This window comes from Candidatus Poribacteria bacterium, assembly GCA_016866785.1.
Lineage (GTDB): Bacteria > Poribacteria > WGA-4E.
Map to the genome: position 1 here is coordinate 1 of VGLH01000057.1, position 25,192 is coordinate 25,192.

Consider the following 25,192-nt stretch of genomic DNA (forward strand, 5'->3'; position numbering starts at 1 on the left):
GGAAGTCCACATCGGCGTCGGCGGCGTCGCAGGCGTGTTTCACGAGCTCCTGATAACGCTCGACGAAGATCCGCCCCTCACCGTAGTACCCCATCATCTTCGGCATGCGATACCAGGCGTCGCGGCGCGGGTAGCTCCCGCCGCCGGGCCCGCCCGACACGGTCATCTTCCCGTAGGAGACCTCGGCGAAGTAGGACGCCAGCGAGACCCCCTCGCCAAACAGATAGCCGTCGAGCTGGGCGCGCGACCTCACGCCCGGCGTGTCCGAGAAATCGACGCGCAAAACGAGGGCGAACTCGCGTCCGTCGGGTTGGAGTTGCGCGCTCGCCCGCACGGGGTCGGCGCCGAAGGCTTCGTACGCCTTCCGAGCCGAGTCGGACGACTCCCACAGCCTCGGATGCGGCGGTGCGGCGTACGCGGAGCCCGCCATCAGCGCGGCTAGGAGCCCGACCGTCGCGGCGAGTCGAAACGTGTCGATCCGATGATGGCGCACGGGATCGCACCTGTTCGTCAGGGATTCGGAGAGATTCGACTCTTGGGCTTCGACAGATAGGCTTCGCTGGGGACCACGTGGAGCCTCAGAGCCCGGTCGAGCGCGCTTCCCGACTCGTCGCTCGCACGTATTCGCACGAAGTAGAGCCCCGTCGGCACGGGTTCTCCCTGCGCGTCTCGTCCATCCCAGATGATGGGGGCGTTCAGCCCAGAACGCCCAAATGGGCTGTCCGCCGCATACTCCTGCGTGAGCAGCCTCGCGCCGCGCACATCGTAGACTTCAACGCGGACATCCGCCGGACGGTTGAGCTGGTACTGGATTCGCAACGGACGGCTCCCCCCGACGACATACGGATTCGGGAACGCCGACGCGCCGAACACCTGAACCCCGTCGCCCCCCGACGGCGGGCCCTCCGGCACGAGAACGCCTCCGATTTCCGCCGCCACGACCAGAACGAACCGCGCCGCCTCTACCCCGTAGGCTCGTGTCACGTGAACCGGCAGATCGTCCTCGGAGTGGTACTGCGGGTAGAACTCGGAGCTCTCGAAGTCCGTCTCTTCGGCAAACGAGATGCCGCTGTATCCCTGCGCCCAAAACGGCGCATGGTCGCTGAAGACCCAGTCGGGGTCGCGCTCCGGCTGGACATCCAGACGATTCCCGTAGCGACGCGAGAGCGCTTCGACCGCGTGCAGCATCCACTCGGAGTTGCGGTCGCCGATCACATGCAGGTCGTAGACCCCGTCGGCGTCGTAGCCGAGCATATCGACGTTCAGCACGCCCAGCAGGTCGTCGTTGCGATCGCGGGCAGCCTTCGCGTAGTGCCGGCTGCCGAACAAGCCGAGCTCTTCGCCGGAGAAGAAGGCGAACCGGATCGAGTAGTCGAAGGGCTTGTCGGCGAAGACCCGCGCCGCCTCCAGCAGCGTCGCGACGCCCGTCGCGTTGTCGTTCGCACCGGGAGCGGGACGGTCGCGCCACTGATCCTCCCAGCCCTCCGTGTTCGTCGCCTTCGAGTCATAATGCGCCGTCAGGACGAGCGTGCGGTTCCGATGGAACCCGGTTCCCGGCTTCGTCGCGACGACGTTGCGCATCCGGTACTCCGCCAGCAGATCGCCGTCGGTGGCATAGAGGAGATGGCGGAACGGATCGTCTTCGACCGCGTAGCCGTAGGAGCGGAGTTGATCGGCGATCCAGTCGGCGGCGCGGTCGGCGGCATCGTCCGGCGGCGGATGCCCGTTGTGATGCGTCGCCTGCCGAACGCGGCGCGAATAGCGGCTGTGCGTGCCGTCGTTGTCCGCCAGCGTTTCGATGTGGCGGAACCAGCGATCCGCGTCGAACGAGCCGGCGACGTCATCCAGCAGGGCTTCGCGTCCGAGCGTCGGGACAGCCGCCGGAGCCCGCCCGACTGCGGAGCCGACGGCTCGCACCATGGGTTCCAAGACGACATGCGCGTGCGGAGCCGTCGCGCCATCGAGCCGCCACTCCTCGCCGATAGGCGTCGAAACCAGCGCGTAATCACCCGATGTCAGGAGGACTTCGACGCCCGACGGGGCTCCCCGCAAGCCGCCGACCCAGTAATAGTCGCGGTCAGCCCGGACGAGCGCGACGAACTCGCTGCGGTAGGGAAGGCGGGCGTGCGCCTCTGCCGGAATCTCGACGAGCGCCCATCCGTCGGATCGATGGCGCACTCGCGAACCGGTCGGGAGCCTCGTCAGCGCGGCATCGTCGGCGCTGGGGATGCGGTAGAACGCCCGCTGGGATGCCACGGCGGAGATCGACAGCGGCAAGAACAGGAGAATCGCGAAAAGACATCGCCAAACGCAATGGGATCGCCGCTGTCGCATCGTCGAGCGCCTTCCGGGTCGCGGGAACGGATGGGTCAGACGAAGTAGCCGATACGCTGGTCGAACTCGTACTCGCGCAGTCGGTTCCGCATCTGGGCGAGCCGCTCGCACAGCGTTTTCCACTCGGCATCGGTCAGTTGCGGCAGAAGCCGCTCCGCTACCGCATAGAACTCGGCTTCGGTCTGCTCGCGGTCGGGCTGGGTCCGGACGACCGTGCGGGGCGTCTCGTCGCGCGCCATATTCCTCTCCGCATCGCTCTCTGTGGTAGACTGATTGGGATCGCTGGCGTCATCCGGGCGATTATACGGTACGGTGAGCCGTCTTTCCCAGCGGTCACGCGACGAAGCGCCGTCGAACCCGCCGAGATGCCTCTCGGTGCATTCCGTAAACATCTTGCGGGTGGGCACGTCTATAGCGGCGAACGGGCGGTTACTACGCAGCGCTACGACTGGAGCGACCGTGAAGGACACGGACCAGTTCCTCGTCGAGCAGTTCCAGTCCGGAGACCATGGCGCGTTCGACGTTCTTGTCGAGCGCCACTACACCCGGATCTACGAGCTTGCGTACTACTTCGTCCACGACGTGGAGGACGCCTACGACATCACGCAGGAGGTGTTCCTCCGTGTGTTCAGGTCGCTGCCGAACTTCAAAGGCGACGCGAGCTTCTTCACGTGGGTCTATAGGATCGCGACGAACGCTTGCATCGACTTCCGGCGGCGCAGGAGCCGATATCAAGACGTCGAACTGACCGACGAGATCATCCATCAGGCGGATACGACCCTGTTCATCGCGAGGGAACGTCCGCCGGATCGACGGGCATTGGGAACCGAGCTCGACGCTCGGATCCGTCAGGCGGTCGATCAACTGCCGGAGAAGCAGCGTCAGGTCTTCATTCTGAGGCACTACGAGGAACTCGCCCTCCAGGAGATCGCGACGATCTTGGGGCGCGGCCTCGGGACCATCAAGGCGCATTTGTTCCACGCAACGCGCACGATGCGCCGATTGCTCGCTCCGTATGTGGATGAGGAGGCGAACGTCATGCGTCGGGACCCGGAAAACCGAGCTTCGAACGCGGCGCCCGCGTTTACAGCGCGAGCGACGCAGGACGGCGGCGCGGAACCATGACCCTACTCGACCGATACTACCGACGCCAGATTCCGGCGTACCTCGAGGGCACGTTGCGGGATCGCGCACGGCGGCGACTCGAAGCGCGACTGCGAGCGTCCGAGCCGCTCCGGCGCGAGCTGGCGGTCTATGAGCGCCTGACGCGCGTCGTCAGCGTGCCGGTCGTCGAATATCCCTCTGAGTTCGCTCGAGCCCGAGTCATCCCCCGACTTCACGAGCGCATCGAGCGCGACTACGCCTTCGGACGCTCCAGGCGACCGACGAGGGCTCAGTGGCTGCTGCTCGGGTTCGGCGGCATCGAGGTCGCTGCGGCGGCGCTGCTGTTGTCATGGGGCATCGGAATCGGTCGGTCGTGGTCCGCCGCGAACGAGCTGCTCCCAACCGCAGAAATCGCCGCGCCAACTCCAGCCGTGAGCGCGACGGCGAGCTCGCCGATCGACGCCATCGGCGAAGCGTGGGTTCCAGCCAAGCTAGCGGCGAAGCTTGCGGCGCTCGACCTGGATCGCTCGATCGCCGTCGCGGCTCCCACGGAACCGCAGGCCGTCGACGAAGCCGTTGAGCCGCTTCCTGCTGTTCAGGATGCCGCGCCGACAGTCGCCGCCGCACCCGCAACGGACTCGGCTGAGACGTTCCGCCGAATCATGGAGATATCGCTTCCGCCGACCGGGCTCTACGGTGAAGAGGCATCCTATCTCGTGGCGAGCCGCCCGTAGGCTCCGCCCGTAGACCTCGGAGGAGGTCCGATGACAAACACGCGAACCCGATTCATCCTGGCAGCCTTTGCCGTGCTCCTCATCGCGGTCGCGGCGTCCGCCGCGTTCGTCGATCGCAACGGACGGCACGCGTCTGCCGACAAGGGCAAGATCGAACGCGCCGCGTCAGAGACGGAACGCGCAGAGCGACCCGCGCCGCCTGACGGAGAGATGCCGCGCCTCGACGAGAAGGAGATGCGCGATATCGTCAACGTCGTGGAGCTGTGGACGATGAGCGACGCCGTCCAACTCTCCGAGGCGCAACTCGTCGCGATTCTGCCCAAGTTCCGGCAGATAAAGCAGATGCGTGAGCGCTTCTGGCAAGCGCGTCCGGATCGCATGAAGGCGTTTTCCGACGTCCTCACGACGACCGAAGGCGCGTCGACCGCCACCAACGACGCCAAGCTGACCGACGTGCTTCGCAAGAACCAAGAGACCGAAGACGCTTTCTGGAAGCAGCACGCCGCCTTGCGCGAGCAGATCCTCGGACAGCTCACGCCGCGTCAGCGGGTTCAGTACGTTCTCTGGGAGAGCGAGTCGCCTCGGAAGAACGGTCGGATGCTCCAAGCTCTGCGGCGCATGGGCGAAGCCCGCAAGCCCGAGCCGCCTCCCGATCCGCCCGCGGAAGGAAAGAGCGAAACGGCGTCAAAACGCTAGGCGGACCGCCAGCGGACACGCCGCGCATCGACGCGGTTCGCAGTGCGTGTCGTAGAGCTCCAGCATTCCCTGCTGTGCCGCCGCTCCGGAGAGGCGGGTGTTCGCCTCTGCATCGAGGACGTGGCGGCGCACCCAATCCACCTTCGCGTTCGACATCAGCGACGGGTGCGCTCCGTACAGCGCGAGCGCTCGGTCGCGCAGATCGGCGTTCCGCTGGACGCCAGCCCGCGCGACCAGCGCCGGCAGCCCCACGTTGACGACGATGTCTCGAGCCCGAGCGTCGCCGACGAGATGACGAAGACGCCGCCGCGACGGCGATCCGAAGTCGTCGTGAGACGCCCAATAGTCGTCGTCCGCCGCGCGGAACGCCCGGCTAAGCGCACGCCAAGATGCCGACTCGCCCAATCGCACGAGCTCGTCGACGAATCCGCCGCCCATCGCCTGCGTGATGCGCCCCAGCGCGACGACGCGCCTCGCCGGAAGGTTCCCCCGACGGACCGGCGACACGTGCCAGTCTGACTCGCGCATCGGATGGGCGATGCGACCCGCGACTCGGTTCCACCGTGCTTCGAGATCGGTGACGTAACGGTCATCATCGACGATGCCTCGCTGGGACGGCAGCAATCCCGCCGCTCCGAGCAAGCACGCTTCGGCGTCGAACGGATCGCTACCGAGAAGCGCGTCGAGCGGCACGCGCTGTACCAGCAGGGCGAAGGGCTCCCGGTTCCGGCTGTATCCCAGCGCATCCGCCAGTCCTTCGTAGAACACCGCGTCCTCGCCGACGACCTCCGCCCGCTGTCCGAACCGCTCCGCCTTCCGCAGGAACCGCGCGACAGCCATATCGAGGAGCCGGTCGACCCTCGCGCTCATCGGATCGCGGCTCGGATCGAGGGGACAGAGGGCGTCGCGGATCGGTTCCGAAAGCGCCGGAGCCAGACGATCCATCGGCAGCGCCAGTAGCCCGCGCAGCTCGATCGTCGGCACGCGCGCTCCATCGCGCCGTCGCACCCCCGATTGCCGTTCACCGTGCGCTAGGACGACGTGGAGGACGACGCCGTCGTACCGGGCATCCCGATGGTGTCCGTGGGCGTACCAGTCGCGCGTGCGACGGTGAAACTCGACGTGTCCCCGCTGCGGCTGATCGCCGATCTCGACCGTTGCGTCGAGGAAGTCGGGACCGTCGCCGGGGTTCGGGGCTCCTTGGCTCAGGACGCGGACGGATCGCCCATCGACGGTTCGCAGGGGTCTCCGCAGCAGATCGGGCGTTGCCCAGACCCGTCGGAGCCAGTCCTCCGGGAACTCGGGAAGTCTATGGGCGAGAGCGTGCATGGTTGTCGCCGATGTCACCTACGCGGGTTCGTAAACGATGAGCTCTGCCGAGGGAACCGACGCGAGCCGGAGCTCGATCCCGTCGCCGAGCTCCGACCCTGTGGCGACGGACTCCGAGGCGTCGGATTCCAGCCGCACGGCATACGTTGCGTCCGACTCCAAGCCTCTGAGCGCCGCGCGGAACGTCTCGGGAACCGGATAGGCGACCTCGACGCGGCGGCGGAACACCAGCGCGAAGCCCTCGCCCGTGTCTGTGCGGTGGAACTGGAACCCGAGATACGGCGCGTCCAGCGCGCAAGGAGTCAGCGGGTAGAAGTCGCCGCGCAGTCGCGGGCGCAGCCGCTTGTAGAGCTCGATCTGCCGGCGGGCTTGCTCCCACGGGAAGTCGGCGTCCAGCGGATGCCACCCAAGGCAAAACTGCCCGGCGAAGCTCGACCACGCGCCGTAATCATCCGTGCGCTCCGTCGGGATGTTGATGGTCCCGCCGGGGAGGAAGAGGTTCGCGCCGTAGAGGCTGCACTGGTCGCTCTCGGAGTCGTACCAGCGGTCGGACTTCTGGTGCCAGCGGAACCGACGGGCGGTTTCGAGGTCGATCCGCCTGCCGCCGCCGGAGCAACCCTCCATGACGAGCTCTGGATGCCGCTCCAGAAGGGCGTCCCACATCGCGTAGATGCCGGTCAGGTGCTCCGTCTCGGACATGCCGCGTCGGTTCTCAGGCTCCGCGTCGTACCAGCCGGAGCCGTCCTGACGGTAGCACGCCATCCCTTCGTCCCGGATGAGCGCCTCGACCTCGCCGAGGAACCACGCGCGCGCCTCCGGCAGCTCCATCCGAAACGTTCCGCCTTGACCCGGCTGATGCTGGCGTACCCACTCCGGGTGTTCGGCGAGAACCGGCGCGTCCTTGCTGACGTTCTCCGGCGCGAACCAGAGCCCGAACGTCACATCGCGGTCGCGCAGCGAATCGGCGATGGGTCGGAACCCGCGCGGATACTTCGACCGCGAGTAGCGCCAGTTCCCGAGCCATTCATGCCAGGGTTCGCCGTCGTACCATCCCGCGTCGATGATAAAGAGCTCCGCGCCCAGATCGGCGAAGGGCTCGACGAGTGTCGAGACGGTCGATTCCGTCGCCTGGTGCAGGAACCCGCCGTGACCGTGGTGCGTGAAACAGACGTTGACCGACACGGGCGGTTCCATGAGCTCGCCGCCGGGCTTGGGAACCACGTGCTCGTGGAGCAATCGCCGCCAGACGTTGTGGGCGTGGAGCGGTTCGCCCTCCCACCAGAGGAGCAGCACCCGCGCCGTTCGAACGCGCTCACCGGGACGGAGCGTGTACCGGGCGTTCAGAAGCCCGGCGGTCGTCGTCAACGCGCTTCCTTCGACGGCGAGACGCGCCGCCCAGTGACCCGACCAGCCGGCCCCCACGAAGACGCCGCGATGCTCCGGCGTCGAGATGTTGAAGAAGGGCAGATGGCGGTTGCTGGACGGATGGTCGCCGCCCAGGTCGAGGACGCGGCTGCCGTCCACGCCGGGAAGCCGGCGGGCGAAGGGGATCATGTCGTCGGCGAAGCTGCGTCCGCCGTTGGCTCCGCCGACGATGTAGGGGGTTCCCGCGCTGTTGAGTCGGAGGCGTAGCGCGTTCACGTCGGAGAGCGTCGGAGACTCGCTCTCACCAGCGTTCTCGAAGGAGAGGAGCCACTCGACGGCTGGGAAATCGGCGTAGCGGCGCGTCTCCCACAGGACGGTCATCCCGGAAGCTGGATCGCGCCAGCGGGTCGCCGACCGGGAGCCGTTCGAGTCCGGCAGGCAGTGGCGTTCCCAGGATGTCAGGAGAGCGTCGGAGTCGGCGTCGCCGATGCGGAACGAAAAGGGCAGCCCAACGTGCGCCCAGCCGTCGAGCCAGTCGTCCGACGAGCCCGCGAAGGCGCGTTCCGCCCAACGGCGCGCAAAGTCGATCTCGCGCCGCGTAACGTGTCCGCTCTGCGCCTCGTGCGGCGCGAGGGCGTCTCGAACCACGGTGATTCCCCTTCTCGACGATGGCGGCGCGTCCACCAGGCGACGCTAGCGCGTCAGGATGCCGTCGCGGTAGTCGCGGATGAGCGCGACCAACCGGCTCGCGATTCCTTCGAAGAGGCGTTCGCCCTTGTCGGCATCGGCGAACTCGGGGTCTCCGACCCCGCCGTGATGCGAGCACTGGTCGATGCGGACGTATTGAACCACGTCGGCGGCGTGGGGAGAAGAGGACGCCATCTCATCGCGGGCGATTTCGCCACGACGGACGGCTTCGGGTCGGAGATGGAGGAGGAGGGAGGTTTCGAGGTCTCCCGCGTGTCCGGGCCAGGCGAGCTCAGACGTCGATGGTCGATCTGCCAGCGCCCAGTAGGAGACGGCAACGACGGCGAGCCCGGCGTGGCACTCGCGCGCTTTCCGAAGGATTGCCCCGAGTGCGGCATCGTTGTCGCTCTGGCCGTTTAGCAGGAGGATCCGCCCGAACCCCGCCCCGGCGAGGCTCGACACAATGCCGGTCACGACGTCCACGTACGCGTCGAACGGGACGCTGACGGTTCCCTTGATGGGTAGATGGCGCGCCGAGTAGGCGATCCAGAGCGGCGGCAGAATCAGCACATCGCGCTCGAGCTCCGCCTCCAGGCGGTCGAGCAGGGCGTTCAAGATGTGGCTGTCCGTGGCGAAGGGGAGATGGGTGCTGTGCTGTTCGAGGCTGCCCAGCGGGATGACGACGACCGCCTCGCGCGCGACGGCTCTCAGCTCATGCCACGTGAGGTCGGCGAGCCTCATCGCGCCGGCTCGTCACGGTTCCTCGATATGATCGGCGGGATGGTGGGGCGTGTTGGACTTGAACCAACGACTTCTACCGTGTGAGGATAGCACTCTACCACTGAGTTAACGCCCCATCGGCACTTGCGGATTGGTGGGGCCACCAGGATTTGAACCTGGGACCTGCCGGTTATGAGCCGGTGGCTCTGACCGCTGAGCTATGGCCCCTTGCGTTACGTCCCTGGCGACCTGAGCGCCGCATCGCCCCAATTCTAAGGCAGCGCCTGCGGGCTGTCAAACCAAACTCCGCGCCTGCTCTCACGACCGTCGCTCCCGCGAAAGCGGGAGCCTAGAGTCTCTGGATTCCCGCTTTCGCGGGAATGACGATTCCGAAAGCCCTGCGCGAAAGCCCATCGAGGTTGTCGTGATAACCACCATGACAGACCACTAGCGGCGGGCACGGAAAGCGCGAGAAGGCTTCCGCCCTCCCGCGCCAGTTGTGCGAGACATCGCGCGCTACTCGGTCTTGAGCAGACCCCACGTCGCGGCGAGCTTGCTCTTGGGTTCCACCGGCGTCGTCGAATCGATGCCGGGGCCCGTCACCTTGAAGTTGTCCCAGGACGCCGTCGTCTGCCATGTGAACGCGCCGACCTTGCCGGCGGTGTAGAGGGCGTCCTTGTGCGTCCACTGGTCCTTGCCGTTGAGGACAAAGGTGAAGGTGTCGCCCTTGACGTCGATCTTGACGTCCATCCAGGCGCCGCGTTCCACCTTGGTGTCCTTGGCGGCATTGTTGCTGTTGACCGCATCGCGGGAGTCGTGCTTGTCCGCCTTGTGGCGCCACAGCTCCGTCTTGTTGTCGGGGACGTTCACGTACGCGACGTAGTACTCGAAGTCGCTCTTGGCGCGGAAGATGACTCCCGCCCAGTTCCCGTCGTCGACTCGGAGCTTCGTCTCGATCGTGTAGTCCTTCCAGCTCGCATCGCCAGCGAAGCTGCGCTGAGCCGGAAGGTCCTTGCTGGTCACCGCGAGAACGCCGCCCGCGACGCCCCACTTGCCCTGCGGCGACGCCCACTGGGCTCCCTGGGCAGCCGTTTCGAAGTCCCACGTCAGCCCGAACGCCGAACCCGACCCGATCAACAGCAGCGCACCTGCAATCGCGATCAACCGACGCATCGCCTTCTCCCCTCGTGCGTTGCGCACCCCTTACCCGACCACGCGACGCCATGGAACCGACGCCGCGAGCGCCCGATGATCCTCACCGGGACTTCAGAACGCCCCACACTGACGCCGCTTTGCCCTGGGGCGCGACGGCGAGACCGACTGGAATGCCCTTCCCGTTCACCGAGAAGTCATCGAAGCTCGCCGACGTCTGCCACGTCCACACGCCGACCTTGCCCGCCTTGTAGTTGCCGTCGGTGGCTTCCCACTGCGGCTTGCCGTTCAGCGTATACTTGAACAGGTCGCCCGCGATCTCGATCTTGACGTCCATCCACTTGCCGCGTTCGACCTTGGTATCCTTCGCGGCGAAGTTGCTGTTGATCGCGTTCCGGGCGTCGTGGGCCCCCGGGTTGTGCCGCCACAGCTCCGACTTGTTGTCCGGCACGTTCAGGTAGGCGACGTAGTACTCGAAGTCGCTCTTGGCGCGGAAGACGATCCCCGCCCAGTTCCCGTCGTCGACGCGGAGCTTCGCCTCGATCGTGTAGTCCGTCCAGCTCGCTTCGCCGACAAGGATCCGTTGGGCGGGCTGCCTGTTGTCCTTGTCGACCATCGCGCCTTCTTTGATGCTCCAGTCGCCGTTGACCGACTTCCACACCTTGAACTGGTCCGGGTTCTCGAAGTCCCATGTCAACCCGAACGCGTGTGTCGCGACCAGCGACACCCCGACACACACCCACATCAGCAGTCGTCGCATCATGCTCCCTCCCATGGCGTGACGTACTCGCGGCATCGCTCTCTGCTGTCGAACGCATGGAGTCGCGGATAGACACATTGTATCAGCGTCGCGGCTCCCGCGCACCTGATTCGTCTGGACTCCGAATTTGTGGTCGGAGTCAATAACCTGGGCGAACCGGCTCCTTCGCCCCCTCCTCTCGCAGCCGGACAGCTCCTCGCTCGAACGGAACGACGTTCAGCGGCATCTCGCGCCAGTAGTACTGGTACTGCGTCGATGTCCAACCCTGGTAGACCGTATCCCATCCGAACCGGTTGAAGTGAGGCAGCAGCGAGCCCTCCGTCACCGGCTGCGACACACCCTGATACCGGTAGTCCACCGACAGGCGCATCCGGTTCCCCGTCGTGTTCGGGAGGCTCCGATGGATCGTTTGGCTGTGGAACAGGAGCACGTCGCCCGTCTCGAAGTCGTCCGTGACCCATTCGTGCTCGGCTTCCAGCGCGTCCGTGACGACGCCGATGCCCCCCGCGCCCGTCATGCGTTGAACCGGATAGACGCCCTCGCGGTGCGTCCCGGCGAGAACCGCGAGTCCGCCGAGCTCCACGGGAACCGCGCCCAGCGGAACCCACGCCGTCCAGACATCGGGCGTTCCCTGGATGTGCACGTAGTCCTGATGGGGCGGCGTCGTGGGCGTCGTGGGGAACATGATTCTGCCGATGTTGCGCGGATGGACGAGCACCGATTCCCCGAAGAGGAGCCCCAGCGCGTCAACGATTCCCGGCGAATGCGCCAGCGCGTGGAACGACTCCATCGACTGGAACGCGAGCAAGACGGGACCAAACTCCTCCATCCCCTCGATCCGCGCGGGCTGCGTCGAGATGAGCTCGTCCGGTTCCGTTCCTGCATCCAGCCAGCCATGCCGCGCGATGATATCGACGAACCCCTGGCGGACGGCTCGCACGTCGTTCGGATCGACCAAGCCTCGGAAGAAGAGGTACCCATCGCGCTCCGCCCGTTCGCGGAGCCCGTCGGAATCCGACAACACATCGCTCGATTCGACAAACGGCCTCACCGATTCCTCCTCACGCGACGCAGCTACTGCGGATAGATGACGACATCATCCACGCGCACCTGGCGCGGGAGCGTCATGACATAGCGCGCCGCCGCGATGACGTCGGCGACGTCGAGTCGGACCGCCGAAGCTGCCGGACTGTTCTTGAACGGCGTGTCCGTCGTTCCCGGACAGAGCGCGTCGACGCGCACGCCGTGCGGCCGCACCTCCGCTGCCAACGCCCGCGTGAACCCCAGCACGCCCCACTTCGCCGCGCAGTAGGCGGAACCCGTCGCGAACCCCAGCTTCCCCGCCACGGACGACAGGTTGATGACGTGCCCACTCCCCCGCTCGACCATCTCGCCGATGAACGCGCGCGTCACCAGGAACGTGCCGGTGAGCGAGGTGTCTAGCACCTCGCCCCACTCGTCGGGCGTCATGTCGGCGACGGTCTTCCAGATTCCCAGTCCCGCGCTATTGATGACGATATCGACCGATCCAAGCGTTTCCCTCACTTGGCGCGCCATCCGCTCGACAGACCCCGGATCGCGCACGTCGGCGGAGATCGCCACGACGCGCCACGCGCCCCCGTGCCGTTTGCGGAGCGCATCGGCGACGACAGCGAGCCGTTCGGCGTTGCGAGCCACGAGGGCGACGTGGGCTCCCTCGTCCGCGAGGAACTCGGCGAACGCCTTGCCGATGCCGGAGCTGCCACCCGTGATGACCGCCGTCCTGCCGTCGAAGAGAGCCATGGGATTCCCTCGCGGGATGGACCGATGCGCAGCGACGCGACTCTACCACTCGTGCCGCGCCATGGCAACGAACGGCGGCAACTGCCCACCGACGAGCACGCGGGCGAACGTCATGGTAACGCAGCATGGAAATCCGGTACTATTCGGGTACTATAGAGCAGAAGTGTTCGAGGCATCTCGGTTACGTGGATCGACGAGCCCTGAGGGCATCGGAGCGTCCCGAAGGGTCGCGCAACGTATCGTGTAAGACGCCATGAAGGCAGGCACCGCCATGCTATCGTCGCTGCGCCCCCGCATCGAAGCGCTCTTCGCGGCAATACCCATCGTAGCGGGCGCGTTCGCCGTCGTCAGCGGCGCGCTCGTCCTGATGGGCTGGTTCCTAAAGGTCCCGTTCCTCACGAGTCTCTCGCCGGATTGGGGCTCGGTCAAGGCGAATACAGCGCTGGGGCTGGGTCTCGCCGGCGTCGCCCTCATCCTACTTTCGCGCGAATCATCCTCCCGACGCCGACGCTGGACAGGATACGCCGTAGCGGGCGTGGTGGCTCTCGTCGGCGCGATCACGCTGCTGGAGTATATCACGGGGTGGGATCCGGGGTTCGACCAGTTGCTCGTCACGGAACCGCCCGGCGCTCCGGGAACCAGCGCCCCGGGCAGAATGGCGCCCGCCACGGCGCTGTCATTCCTCCTCGTGGGGTCTGCCCTGCTGCTCCGCCGGGTGCTGCCTCGGCGGTGGATTCCTCCGACCCAGTCCATCGCGCTGGTCACGTTCCTCCTCTCCCTGTTCGCACTCCTCAGTCATCTCTTCGGGCTGGCGTACTACGGGCAGCACCCGTCGTTCACGACGATGGCTCCCCCGACCGCCGTGCCCTTCCTGGCGCTGGCGGTCGGGCTGTTGCTCATGCAGGCAAATCACGGCGTTCCGGCGATGCTGGTGGACACGGGGCCCGCGGGTTGGATGGCGCGCCGTGTGCCACTCTTGATACCCGTGCTCTTGCTGGTCGCGTGGCTGAGGCTCCTGGGCGAACGCATGGGGTTCTACGCGCTGGACGTGGGAATCGCGGGGCTCATATCCATGAGCGTGGCGATTCTCTCGACGCTTGGCTGGATGGCGTGCAAGTCGCTGTTGAGAGCCGACACGGATCGGCGACTGGCGGATCTGGCGCGTCTCGCTTCGGAGGAGGGATTCCGCGCGACGTTCGAGCAGGCTGCGATCGGCATCATGCACGTGCGACAGGGCGGAGCCGTCGTCCGTGCCAACCGCGTGCTGGGCGAGCTCCTGGGCTACTCGTCCGAGGAGCTCCTCCAAATGACCACACTCGATCTCTTGCATCCCGACGACATGGACGCCGCTCTGGAGCCTGCGCGGCAGGTCTACGAGGGCGAGCGAGCGAGCTACTCCACCGAGAAGCGATACGTGCGCAAGGACGGTTCCATCGTGCCTGTGCATTTGACGCTGTCTCTCGCGCGGACGGAGGATGGCGAGCCGGACTACTTTGTCGAGATCGTCGAGGACATCTCCCAGCGCAAGGCGGCGGAGGAGGAGATCCGTAAGCTGAACGCGAACCTCGAGCAGCGAGTCCTGGAACGCACGACCGAGCTCCAGCAGGCGAATCAGGAGCTGGAAGCGTTCACCTATTCGGTGTCCCACGATCTGCGCGCACCGGTCCGAGCCATCAACGGGTTCACGAAGATCATCCTGGAGGACTACCCCTCGGAGTTGCCCGACGAGGTCGTCCGCTACCTTGGACTCGTCACCAACAGCGGCGAGTACATGGGTCGCCTCATCGATGACCTACTGGCGCTGTCGCGGATCGGACGCGCGCCGTTGCGCAAGCAGCGCGTGTCCGTCGCGGAGATCGCCGCCCGCGCGTTCGAGTCGCTCCATGAGGCATGCGAGGGCAGAAGCGTTCGTCTCCGAATGGGCGACTTGCCCGATGTCCAAGCCGAACCGACGATGCTCTACCAGGTCTTCGAAAACCTCCTCTCGAACGCGGTGAAGTTCACCCGGGGTCGGGAAGAAGCGATCATCCGTGTTGACGCCCGTCAGGAAAACGGCAAGACACTCTACGCCGTGTCCGACAACGGCGCCGGCTTCGACATGAAGTACGCCAACAAGCTCTTCCAACCGTTCCAACGCCTCCACAGCGCCAACGACTTCCCGGGCACGGGCGTCGGGCTGGCGATCGTTCGGCGGATCGTCGCGCGGCACGGCGGAACCGTCCGGGCAGAATCGGCGGTCGGTGAAGGCGCGACGTTCCTCTTCTCGCTCGGTTGAGTCGTGCGCCGGCACGCCGAACATCTAAGGAGACACGCATGTCAGCGTCTTTCGTCGAAATCCTCATGGTCGAAGACAACGCGAACGACGTGGAGTTGACGCTCCACGCGCTGCGCAGGAACCGGATCGCCAACAGCATCCATGTCGTCGGCGACGGCGAGGAGGCGCTCGACTTCCTGTTCCGGCGCGGAGCCTACGCTGACCGAGGGGACGGCGTTCCCCGCGTCATCCTGCTCGACCTCAAGCTTCCCAAGGTGGATGGTCTGGAGGTGCTGCGGATCGTCAAGGGAGACGAGCGCACGAAGTTGATACCCGTCGTCGTCCTGACGTCGTCGCGCGAGGAGAAGGACATCATCGAGAGCTACCGTCTGAACGTGAACAGCTACATTGTCAAGCCGGTGGACTTCGAGCAGTTCACCGACTCAGTTCGGCAGCTTGGACTCTATTGGATGCTCACGAACCAGACGCCATCGTAACGACGCAACCCGGGAGGGCGAAGATGGAGGCACAGCGCCCGCTGCAGCTCTTGCTCCTAGAGGATAACCAGGCAGATGTCGAGATCGTCCTCGACAGCCTCCGGCGGAGCGGCGTGGCGCTGGAGCACCGGCATGTCTGGACGCGAGCGCAGTTCGCTGCGGAGCTCGACGCGGCTCCGGACGTCATCGTGTCGGACTACCACTTGCCGCAGTTCGACGCGCTGCAAGCGCTGCGGCTGATGACCGAGCGCGGTCTCGACATTCCCTTCATCGTCGTCACGGGGCACCTGAGCGACGAAGAGGCGGTGGCGTGTCTGCGCGCCGGCGCCTCGGACTTCCTGCTCAAAGACCGCCTGCATCGGTTGCCAGCCGCCATCGAGACGGCGTTGGAGCTGGCAAGCAGCCGCGCTCGGCTCCGCGACGAGCGAGCGGCCCATGATCGGGAACGAGCGCTCCTCAATGCGCTCTTCGAGGGCACGCCCGATCTCGTCTACTTCAAGGATATCGAGTCGCGCTTCACGCGCTTGAACTCCGCGACTGCCAGCCTGCTCGGAGTCGAGAATCCCGCGGATGCCATCGGCAAGACGGACTTCGACTTCTTCGACGCGGAGACGGCTCGGCGCTCCTACGCGGATGAGCAGCGCTTGTTGCGCACCGGCGAAGCCATCCGAGACCGCGAGGAGCTGCTCGACGGTGAGGACCCCGGATGGCTCCTCACGACCAAAGTGCCTCTGCGCGACGCAAGCGGGAAGATCGTCGGCCTTGCCGGTATCGCCAAACACATCACCGAACTGAAGCGAGTCCAACGCGCCCTGCAGCGCGAGCAGAGCCTACTGACCACGCTGATCGACAACCTCCCCGACCTCGTCTACTTCAAGGACGCGCAGGGGCGATTCGCACGGGTCAACCGCCCTAAGGCAGCGCAGCTTGGGCACGACTCCCCGAACGAGGTGACCGGAAAGCTCCCGTCCGACTTCTACGCGCCGGAGCGCGCTCAGCGGTACATCGATGCGGACAGCGAGACGATTCGGGACGGGCGGGCAAGACTCGGGTTCGAGGAGCAACTGCCGAACCCCGCTCCCGACGGGCCCGAACGCTGGTACCAGACCAGCAACGTTCCCGTGCACGGCAGCGACGGCGCTTCCGTCGGCATCGTGGGCATCGCGCGCGACATCACGGAGCGCAAGGCAGTCGAAGAGGCGCTCCGCGAGAGCGAGGAGCGCTTTCGGACGGTCGTCTCGTCCATGTCCGACATCATCTTCACGCTCGACCGCGAGGGCAGACATACCGCCGTCTACGGAAACTGGGTCGAGCGCAGCGGACTGACGCCAGAGACTTTCATCGGGAGGACGGCACGCGACGTACTTGGACCCGAGGCAGCGCGGGTGCACGACGAAGCCAACGCCCGCGCTCTGCGCGGCGAGACCGTCGTCTACGAGTGGAGTGCGCTCGTCAACAGCCAGATGCGGCACTACCAGACGTCGCTTTCGCCGCTGCGTGACGCGCGCGGGGAGGTGACTGGGCTCGTCGGCGTCGGACGGGACATCACTGCCCTGAGGCAAGCCCAAGAGGAAGTGCTCTCGACTCATGCGCGGCTGGAAGCCATCCTGAGTTCGTCTCCGCTGCCGATCCTCGTCGGTGACCTGGAAGGACGGATTACGACGTGGAGCCCTGCAGCCGAGCGTCTATTCGGCTGGACAGCAGACGAGGCAGCCGGTAGGCGTTTGCTGACGGTTCCACCGGGTCTCCAGGCGGAGTTCGTGGAACTCGCTGCCCGGAACACCCAGTACGGCGAGGTGACCGCGGAGGAGACGACGCGCATGGCGAAGGACGGCCGGCTGATCCCGGTTCGTGTCACGAGAGCGCCCCTGCGAGCGGCGGACGGCGCGATCGCCGGTATCGTTGCCATCGTCGAAGACGTCTCCGAACGGAGAGCCTCCGAACAGCAGCTTCGCCTGCTTTCCAGCGCGGTGGAACGGACCGCCGATGCCGTCATTATCGCCGATACGGCGGGCGCGATCCAGTACGTGAACCCCGCTACCGAGCGGATCACGAGATATACGCGCGCCGAACTGATCGGTCGGAACCCTCGGATCCTGAGCTCCGGCGAACACAATGCGGCGTTCTATGCGGACCTATGGCGCACGATCCTGAACGGCGATGCGTTCCGCGCGGTCTTCACGAACGTCCGCAAGGACGGCGAGACCTACTACGAAGACAAGACCATCTCGCCGATTCTGGACGCTTCCGGCGCGATCACGCACTTCGTTTCGGCCGGGCGGGACGTGACCTACTGGCGCGAGGCGGAGAGGACGCTCCGCGAGAGCGAGGAGCGGTTCCGCCAGCTTGCCGAGAACGTCGATGACGTCTTCTGGCTCATCGATGTTCCGACACGGCGCCTTCTCTACGTAAGCCCGTCGTTCGAACGCGTGTGGGGGATCCCAATCGCCGATCTCCGCACCCGTCCACGCCAATGGCTGGAAACGATCCGCTCGGACAACAAACCCGACGTGCTCGAGTCGATGCGGCGAATCCTCGACAACGGAATCTCGACGGACGATGAGTTCGCGATCATGCGACCGGACGGCTCGGAGCGATGGATCCGCGCGCGCGCGTTCGCGATCCGCGACGCGTCCGGAGCCATTGTCCGTATTGCCGGGATCGCGACCGATATCACCGAGCGTCGCGCTGCCGAGGAGGAGATCCGCCGCCTGTCCGCCGTCGTCGAGCAGACGGCGGATGTGGTCATGCTGCTCGATCCTGACGGGGTCATCGAGTACGTGAATCCAGCCTTCGAACAGAAGACCGGGTATGCCGCGTTCGAGGCGATTGGCAGGCTGCCCGAGACGTTCATCGCCTCTTCGGACGAACGTGACAACGCCCTGCTCAGTGATGGGATGCAGTACACGATTCGGCGGAAAAGCGGTGACGTGTACTATGAGGAGCGCTCTGTCTCGCCCATACGAGACGCGCTGGGTGTCCTGACGCACTACGCGGTCGTCGGCAAAGACGTGACGGAACAGCGAAGGCGCGAAGCCGCCGAACGCGCCAGCGAAGCGAAGTCCGAGTTCCTGAATCGTATGAGCCATGAGCTCCGAACGCCGATGCACGCCGTGCTGGGATTCGGTCAACTGCTCCGGGACGATACGGCTCTCAGCGAGCGCCAGACGCAGCGAGTCGATCGCATCCTGACGGCAGGAGGGCATTTGCTGGAACTGATCGACGAGGTGCTGGACCTGTCACGGATCGAAGCCGGGCGTATCACCGTGTCTCCGGAGCACATCTCCCTCGGATCCGTGGTCGCCGAAGCGCTTGCGACCATCAGTCCGCAAGCCAACGAGAGAGACCTGCGCATCGACGACCAGGCGAGCTATCAGGAACTGGCGGTGCAGGCGGATCGGATGCGCTTGCGGCAGGTGCTGCTGAACCTCCTGTCGAACGCGGTCAAGTTCAACCGCCCTTCGGGCTCGATCACACTGGGGGCTGAGCTCGCCGACGGCGGACGTGTGCGCGTTTCGATCTCCGACACAGGGCCCGGGATTCCTGCCGAGCACCTGGCGACGATCTTCCAGCCGTTCGAGCGCCTCGCCGCGGATAGCGATCGGATCCAGGGAACCGGCATCGGCCTGACGATCTCGAAGAAGCTCGTCGAACTGATGGGCGGCTCAATCGGTGTGGAAAGCGTCGTCAGCGAAGGATCGACGTTCTGGATCGAGCTCCCCGTTTCCACGGAGGAGATTCCTCAACGAGAAGTCGTCGACACGAACACGGCCGGCTCCCAGTACGTCGTCCTGTATGTCGATGACAACCCGGACAGCCTCGCTTTAATGGAAGACATCCTGCAAGATCAGCGGGACATCCGTCTGCTGACCGCACTTGGCGCGCGGCTTGGGCTCGAGTTGGCGCAGGCGCATCGACCCGACGTCATCCTCCTCGATATCAACATGCCGGACATCGACGGCTTCGCGGCGCTCCGCGCGCTACGCGCCATACCGGAGACCGCAGAAACCCCGGCGCTGGCTCTTAGTGCCAGTGTGCTGCCCGGCGAAGTTGAGAGGGGCCTGAACGCAGGCTTCGAACGCTACATCGGCAAGCCGATTCGCGTCCGAGAGTTTCTCGAGCAGCTCCGCCGGATCCTCTCCGGTCGGCCGCGCAGATGAGTGAAGCGCTGGACGGCGTCGCTACCACACCGCGCAAGAGCCCGACTCCGGAAGCGCCAGCGCGCCAACATCGTGTCCTATACAACTGGGCTATTTATTGGTTATATTATGCCGCGAGTGAGGCAATCGCCTGACACGCCGGTGCACAGGCGCTCTGGTGCGCATGTCGCGCCCGTCCCCGCGGAGGACCTATCGCCGTGAAGGGTCTACAGGTATCGCACGCACTCCCACGACGGCTCTCCCGCCTTCTTCAGGAAGACAACCACCTGCCGCTCTGGCGTCATCGATGGCTCACCGTCGCTGTCGTTTCGTTCCTCCACGCGTCCGCGTTTCTGCTGATCCGTGACTGGGATTCCCACGGTTTGGTCCACACCGGCACGCTCGTCATCGGAACCGCGACATGGTTCTGGCGTCTGCGTGGAGCCGTTGTGTCCACCATCCTGCTCGTAGGCGCATCCGTCCTTGCGTTACATCTACAGGGCGTGGAGTGGTCTAGGTTCCTCGTCGGCAGCGATGCTTGGGAGATGGCTTTCGCCTTCGTCGTCGCGGCAGGTGTCGGTTACCTGCGCGGCGCTCTGTTGCGCGTGCGTCAGGAATCCACGCACGCGCGCCAGGCCGCTGCCGACCTGGACGTCAGCACGCGCACCTTTCGCTCGATGCTGGATTCCGTCGGTGACACGCTCTTCACCCTCGATACGGAGGGCCGCTATACGTCCGTCTTTGGCGGCGGGCTCAGAACCCTCGGCATCGCGCCGGAGCATCTGCTCGGAGTGCTGTCGGCAGACATTTTCGCCGAGGAGCACCGTGCCGGGCGCGTAGAGGCGATCCGCGAAGCTCTCGCAGGACGCAATGCCGCGCACGAGTGGAGTATGGGCGAAAACGTCTTCCATACGCTGCTGTCGCCCATTCGCGACGATGCTGGCGCGGTGATCGGGATCGTCGGCGTCGGAAGGAATGTCACCGAGCTCCATCGCATCGGTCGGCAGGTCGAGCAAAGCGAGGCGCGTTTCCGCATGATCACCGACTTGGCGCCCGTGGGAATCATGCTCGCGCGAGTCTCCGACGGGACCGTGCTTTACGCGAGCCAGCGGATGGCTGAGCTCCTCGGCACGACACATGACGCGCTGATGCAAGCGACGACGACCCAGTTCTATGACGACCCGAACGAACGCGCCGTCGTTATGGAAGCGCTCCGCAGGACCGGAGAGATCCGAGGCTTACTGGTTCGAGTCCGGAAGTCGAATGGGACGCAAGCGACCTTCTCTGCCTCCTATCGAATCATAGAGCTCGCGGGCGAATCCGTCGTGGTGGCGATCGCGGAGGACTTCACGGATCGTGCCGCCGCCGAAGAACAGCTCCGAATCGCCAAGGAAGCTGCTGAGGAGGCGAATCGGCACAAGTCCGAGTTCCTCAACCGCATGAGCCACGATCTTCGAACACCGATGAACGCCGTGCTGGGGTTCGCCCAGATGCTGCTGGACGATCCCACGCTCGGAGACCGCCAGCACCAACGCGTCGAACGAATCCTGAGTGCCGGCGGTCATCTCCTGGACCTCATCAACGAGGTTCTCGATATGTCGCGCATCGAGGTCGGCAAGCTCAGCGTCTCGCCCGAGAACGTAGCGGTCGCGCCCGTGGTGGAGGAAGTCGTGGCGACGACTTCTCCGCTGGCGGAGGCTCGACAGATCCGTGTCACCAACCGCGTCGTCGACGCGTCGCTGATCGTCGTGGCGGATCGCACGCGGCTGAGGCAAGTACTGATGAACCTCATGTCCAACGCGATCAAGTACAGCGGCGAAGGCAGCGACGTGACCTTGCGAGCGGAAAAGACCGACGACGGAAGCCGCGTAAGGATCGCCGTCGCCGACACGGGGCCGGGTATTCCTGAAGATCAGCACGAAACCATCTTCCGGCCATTCGAGCGCTTGGCGCACAGCAATCGCGGCATTGAAGGCACCGGAATCGGGCTCACTCTATCGAGAGCCCTCGTCGGTCTGATGGAAGGAACGCTCACGCTCGAAAGCGTCGTCGGCGAGGGGAGCACCTTCACTGTCGAGTTACCGACGGGCTCGGCTCGCGATGTCATAGAGCCGTTCACGCCGGACATGGCGGAAGCTCCGAGGCGAACTATCCTGTACATCGACGACAATCCCGACAGCCTACACCTCATGGAGGACGTCCTGTCGGAGAGACCCCATATCGAACTGCTGACAGCGCCCCAGGCGAGCATCGGCATCGAGTTCGCGCGGGTTCGCCAGCCGGACCTGATCATCCTGGATATCAACATGCCGGACATGGACGGGTACGCGGCGTTGGCGGCGCTCCGCGCCTCCGAGGACACGCGACACATCCCTGTGGTCGCCCTCACGGCAAGCGCGCACGAGCACGACATACAGCAGGGGCGCGAGGCAGGCTTTCGCCACTATTTCACAAAGCCGATGGACGTCCGTCGCTTCCACGCCGTGATCGACAGTATCCTAGAGACGGATGTTCCCCCCGAAGAGGCGCTTTCGTGATGCCCGCGTCGACGCTCAGCGATGACGACATTCGGAACGCCGCCATTCTGATCGTCGACGACCATCAGGAGAACATCGATCTGCTCGTCGATATCCTGGAAGACGCCGGATTCCGCCGCCTGTTGACGACGACCGATCCCCGCCGCGTTGAAGACATCGTCCGAGACGAGTCGCCGGATGTCGTTCTGCTGGACCTCCGGATGCCCTACATGGACGGTTTCGCGGTCATGGAACGCCTGAGAGCGATGCCGTCGCGGGCTCATGTGCCGATTCTCGTCCTGACGGCGGCTCAGGAGAGGGAGACTCGGTTGCGAGCCCTGGCGTCCGGCGCGAACGACTTCCTGTCGAAACCCTTCGACACCGCTGAGGTGCGCGTCCGCATCCGAAACCTCATCGTCGCCAGTCTGCTCTACCAGGGCATCGCCGAAGCCAGTCAGCGATTGTCATCCGTCTTGGAAGCCACCGACGATGCCGTCGCGTTCTGCGATGTCGAGGGAGACCTGCAGTTCGTCAACGGACGGTTCGCGGAGCTGTTCGCGTTCGACACGGATGCGCTCGCCGGGAGCAGTCGCGCGGACTTCCTCTCGTGGCTTCGCGACCGCTTCGCCGACCCGGACCAGTTCGATCTCGGCGTCCGGGCATACGAGTCACGCCCCCACGAGCTCTTCTCGGACGCTCTCGACGCGACGCATCCGGAACGACGCATCTTGGTTCGCCAGATGCGCTCTGTCACGGGAGCCCAGGGGGCGCGGGTCGGAAGTCTGCTCGTCTTCCGCGATGTCACGCGCGAGCTCGAGGTCGCCGACATGCGCTCCGAGCTCACGCGCTTGCGATCCGAGCTGGCGCGCGAGTACTCGTACCGGAACATCATCGGCAAGAGCGCCCCGATGCAGGCGCTCTTCGCCCAGATCGAACGCGCCGGCAGCAGCGATGTCACCGTTCTCATCCAGGGCGAGAGCGGGACGGGCAAGGAACTCGTCGCCAAGGCGATTCACGCCGAAAGCGCGCGCCACCGGGGCCCCTTCGTGCCGGTCAACTGCGCGGCGATCCCGGAAGCGCTGATCGAAAGCGAGCTCTTCGGTCACGAGCGCGGCGCGTTCACCGGAGCCACGATGCGGCGCATCGGGCGATTCGAGCAGGCGAAGGGGGGAACGGTTTTCCTCGACGAGATCGGCGACATGCCCTTGCTGTTGCAGGCGAAACTGCTCCGCGTTCTGCAAGAGCGCGAGATTCAGCGCGTCGGCGGGAACGCCATGATTCCGGTCGATGTCCGCGTCATCGCAGCCTCCAACAAGAACCTGAAATCCGCTGTCGAGCAGGGCGACTTCCGCGAAGACCTCTACTATCGGATCGCCGTGTTCCCGACCACTGTACCCGCTTTACGCGAGCGTCGCGAGGACATCCCTCACCTCGTGCATCATTTCCTCGCCCGGTTCGCAGCAGACTCCAACAAATCGATTGCCGACGTCGCCCCGGACGCCATGAGAGCCCTTATGGACGGTTCCTGGCAGGGAAACGTGCGAGAGCTCGAAAACACCATCCAGCGCGCCGTCATCCTAGAGACGAGCGGGATCCTCCGCCTCGAAAGCCTGCCCGAATCGCTTGCCGCCGTTCCCGCACGTCCGACGCCATCGCCCGACGGCATCCTCTCACTGGACGACGCCGAGAAGATGGCGCTCGAACAGACGATCCGAGTCGTGGGAAACGACGTGCGAAGATGCGCGGCTGCCCTCCACATCGACCGCGCGACCTTCTACCGCAAACTCTCCAAGCACGGCATCCAGCTCACCTAGCGATCCGCTCGAATCGTCGCGTATCGCGACGATTCATTGTCGCGAACTACGACGGCACGAGTTGATCGTCGCAAAAATGCGAACGCCCATACGCCCAGTCGCAATAATGCGATAAGCCTTGCCCTGACTGCGTTTGCGCCTCGCCTCCCGTTCGGCAGTCGCGTTTCTGCGACGCGCTGACCACACGCACGTGAATCCCTCTGCGCTCCTGCACATTGCCGAAAACCCAGTCGTGACAAGGCTTTATGCCATTCCGCTTTCCGGTGCCCGGGAGTTGGCATCAATCCTGCCATAGACCCAGCAGCGCCCGCAGCAGTGAGCGGGCAACCGAGGAAAGGGCGGGACGATGACACGGACGATCCGACAGACGCAGCAGATGGCTCTCACGGCAACGGTGGCGGCAGGGATGCTCTTCGCAGCAGCCGGAGCCGAAGCCCAAGCGACGACGACGGTGACCTTCGGCGTCTACGTTCCGCCCATTGTTCGATGGCTCACGCGCACCGGCGACGCGACGGCGACGCTGGGACTCCAATACGATCCGGCGACCCCGGAGACGAACGAAGTCTCCGTCGTGTTCCCGCTGATGACGAACGTGGACGTGACCCTCACGGCGGATGTCACGCCCTTCACGAACCCCGACGACCCGACGGACACGCTCGATACGACGTGGATGGTCACCGACGACGCCGACGGCGATGCGAGCCGCTCCGGTGTCCAGGCGGCAGACGCCGACGCCGCCCAGGGGTACGGCGCATTCGTCCCCGGTGAGGACTTCCTCCGACGCGGCGTTCGCGCAACCCACGCCCCGAGCGACGGCAACGTGAAGTTTCGCGTCACCGCTCGCGGCGACCGATCCGACGCCGCCGCGACGAGCGGCTACTACGAAGCGACGGTTGTCCTGACAGCGATTCCCTACGCCTCTGCATCCGGGCGGAAGGCTCGATAGCTCCCATCCGGAACCAGGAGCCACGGTAATGGCAAGAACAAGCCGCATATGGATCACCGGTTCCGCGGCGGCAGGGCAGCGAGAGCTACGGACAACGTGGACGACGGCGACACCGTCGAGCCAGCGAGGAACGGACCCGCAATCGGCAGGACAACGGCTTCGACTCGACCCCTACGAGCACTGGTCGCTCGACCGGGTCGCACTGCCGGAGTACTCGAACGACAGCCCGACGATGGGAACCCCGGCGTAGGCAGCCAACAGAACGTAACAGGAAGGGAACGCATGATGAAACGCAACGACAGCGAGTTCTCAGGATCGGTCACCCAGTCCAGCACGTCCGAATCGAAGAAGGAGCGCACCATG

The 25,192-nt window shown here is 65.4% G+C and carries 20 protein-coding genes and 2 tRNA genes; 10 read left to right on the top strand and 12 right to left on the bottom strand.

The features are described from left to right. The 3 genes from FJZ36_09940 to FJZ36_09950 form a co-directional block, all read right to left on the bottom strand. Window positions 1-493, bottom strand: a 493-nt coding sequence (locus FJZ36_09940; GenBank protein ID MBM3215221.1) for a hypothetical protein, incomplete at its 3' end; no start/stop codon positions are given. A gap of 17 nt (window positions 494-510) precedes the next feature. Beyond that, window positions 511-2,334, bottom strand: a complete 1,824-nt coding sequence (locus FJZ36_09945; protein ID MBM3215222.1) for a M20/M25/M40 family metallo-hydrolase — start codon at window positions 2,332-2,334, stop codon at window positions 511-513. 35 nt (window positions 2,335-2,369) lie between these two features. Then, window positions 2,370-2,573: a hypothetical protein gene (locus tag FJZ36_09950; GenBank protein MBM3215223.1), complete on the bottom strand. Its 204-nt coding sequence runs from the start codon at window positions 2,571-2,573 to the stop codon at window positions 2,370-2,372. 34 nt (window positions 2,574-2,607) lie between these two features. On the opposite strand from FJZ36_09950, the gene FJZ36_09955 reads away from it, so the two are divergent. Genes FJZ36_09955 through FJZ36_09965 form a run of 3 tightly spaced genes read left to right on the top strand, consistent with a single transcriptional unit; the run spans window position 2,608 to window position 4,868 of the window. After that, on the top strand, window positions 2,608-3,459 hold the full coding sequence (locus FJZ36_09955; GenBank protein MBM3215224.1) for a sigma-70 family RNA polymerase sigma factor: 852 nt from the start codon (window positions 2,608-2,610) through the stop codon (window positions 3,457-3,459). After that, entirely contained in the window at window positions 3,456-4,172 is a 717-nt protein-coding gene (locus FJZ36_09960; protein MBM3215225.1) for a hypothetical protein, read from the top strand. The genes FJZ36_09955 and FJZ36_09960 overlap by 4 nt, the downstream gene beginning before the upstream one ends. Window positions 4,173-4,202: 30 nt before the next feature. Continuing rightward, entirely contained in the window at window positions 4,203-4,868 is a 666-nt protein-coding gene (locus FJZ36_09965; GenBank protein MBM3215226.1) for a hypothetical protein, read from the top strand. On the opposite strand, the gene FJZ36_09970 is transcribed toward FJZ36_09965, so the two are convergent. From FJZ36_09970 to FJZ36_10010, 9 genes are all read right to left on the bottom strand, one after another. Further along, a complete protein-coding gene (locus FJZ36_09970) occupies window positions 4,857-6,197 on the bottom strand; it encodes a DUF2851 family protein (GenBank protein MBM3215227.1) in 1,341 nt (446 codons plus the stop codon). The genes FJZ36_09965 and FJZ36_09970 overlap by 12 nt on opposite strands. An 18-nt stretch (window positions 6,198-6,215) precedes the next feature. Continuing rightward, entirely contained in the window at window positions 6,216-8,210 is a 1,995-nt protein-coding gene (locus FJZ36_09975; GenBank protein ID MBM3215228.1) for an alpha-galactosidase, read from the bottom strand. 45 nt (window positions 8,211-8,255) lie between these two features. Next, on the bottom strand, window positions 8,256-8,990 hold the full coding sequence (locus FJZ36_09980) for a creatininase family protein (protein ID MBM3215229.1): 735 nt from the start codon (window positions 8,988-8,990) through the stop codon (window positions 8,256-8,258). Window positions 8,991-9,030: 40 nt separating this feature from the next. Next, window positions 9,031-9,105, bottom strand: a tRNA-Val gene (locus FJZ36_09985). A 16-nt stretch (window positions 9,106-9,121) separates the two neighbouring features. Continuing rightward, window positions 9,122-9,197: transfer RNA gene (locus FJZ36_09990), tRNA-Met, on the bottom strand. 288 nt (window positions 9,198-9,485) lie between these two features. Continuing rightward, window positions 9,486-10,142: a DUF1080 domain-containing protein gene (locus FJZ36_09995; GenBank protein MBM3215230.1), complete on the bottom strand. Its 657-nt coding sequence runs from the start codon at window positions 10,140-10,142 to the stop codon at window positions 9,486-9,488. An 82-nt stretch (window positions 10,143-10,224) separates the two neighbouring features. Continuing rightward, the gene (locus FJZ36_10000; protein MBM3215231.1) at window positions 10,225-10,959 is read right to left on the bottom strand and encodes a DUF1080 domain-containing protein; all 735 of its coding nucleotides are present in this window, start codon (window positions 10,957-10,959) and stop codon (window positions 10,225-10,227) included. Between the two features lie 61 nt (window positions 10,960-11,020). Beyond that, complete coding sequence (locus FJZ36_10005) at window positions 11,021-11,932, bottom strand: phytanoyl-CoA dioxygenase family protein (protein ID MBM3215232.1); 912 nt, start codon at window positions 11,930-11,932, stop codon at window positions 11,021-11,023. Window positions 11,933-11,955: 23 nt separating this feature from the next. Then, on the bottom strand, window positions 11,956-12,663 hold the full coding sequence (locus FJZ36_10010; protein ID MBM3215233.1) for an SDR family oxidoreductase: 708 nt from the start codon (window positions 12,661-12,663) through the stop codon (window positions 11,956-11,958). Between the two features lie 253 nt (window positions 12,664-12,916). Between FJZ36_10010 and FJZ36_10015 the strand changes: the two genes are divergently transcribed. From FJZ36_10015 to FJZ36_10045, 7 genes are all read left to right on the top strand, one after another. Next, window positions 12,917-14,938 carry a PAS domain S-box protein gene (locus FJZ36_10015; protein MBM3215234.1) on the top strand — a complete coding sequence of 674 codons (2,022 nt, stop codon included), beginning with the start codon at window positions 12,917-12,919 and terminating at the stop codon, window positions 14,936-14,938. Between the two features lie 38 nt (window positions 14,939-14,976). After that, window positions 14,977-15,414, top strand: a complete 438-nt coding sequence (locus FJZ36_10020; protein ID MBM3215235.1) for a response regulator — start codon at window positions 14,977-14,979, stop codon at window positions 15,412-15,414. Between the two features lie 23 nt (window positions 15,415-15,437). Beyond that, a complete protein-coding gene (locus tag FJZ36_10025) occupies window positions 15,438-19,574 on the top strand; it encodes a PAS domain S-box protein (protein ID MBM3215236.1) in 4,137 nt (1,378 codons plus the stop codon). 197 nt (window positions 19,575-19,771) lie between these two features. Further along, window positions 19,772-22,090: a PAS domain S-box protein gene (locus FJZ36_10030; GenBank protein ID MBM3215237.1), complete on the top strand. Its 2,319-nt coding sequence runs from the start codon at window positions 19,772-19,774 to the stop codon at window positions 22,088-22,090. Beyond that, a complete protein-coding gene (locus tag FJZ36_10035) occupies window positions 22,090-23,883 on the top strand; it encodes a response regulator (protein MBM3215238.1) in 1,794 nt (597 codons plus the stop codon). Before FJZ36_10030 ends, FJZ36_10035 begins: the two co-directional genes overlap by 1 nt. A gap of 346 nt (window positions 23,884-24,229) precedes the next feature. Further along, window positions 24,230-24,829 carry a hypothetical protein gene (locus FJZ36_10040; protein ID MBM3215239.1) on the top strand — a complete coding sequence of 200 codons (600 nt, stop codon included), beginning with the start codon at window positions 24,230-24,232 and terminating at the stop codon, window positions 24,827-24,829. A gap of 28 nt (window positions 24,830-24,857) precedes the next feature. Continuing rightward, window positions 24,858-25,079: a hypothetical protein gene (locus FJZ36_10045; GenBank protein ID MBM3215240.1), complete on the top strand. Its 222-nt coding sequence runs from the start codon at window positions 24,858-24,860 to the stop codon at window positions 25,077-25,079. Window positions 25,080-25,192: the final 113 nt, after the last annotated feature.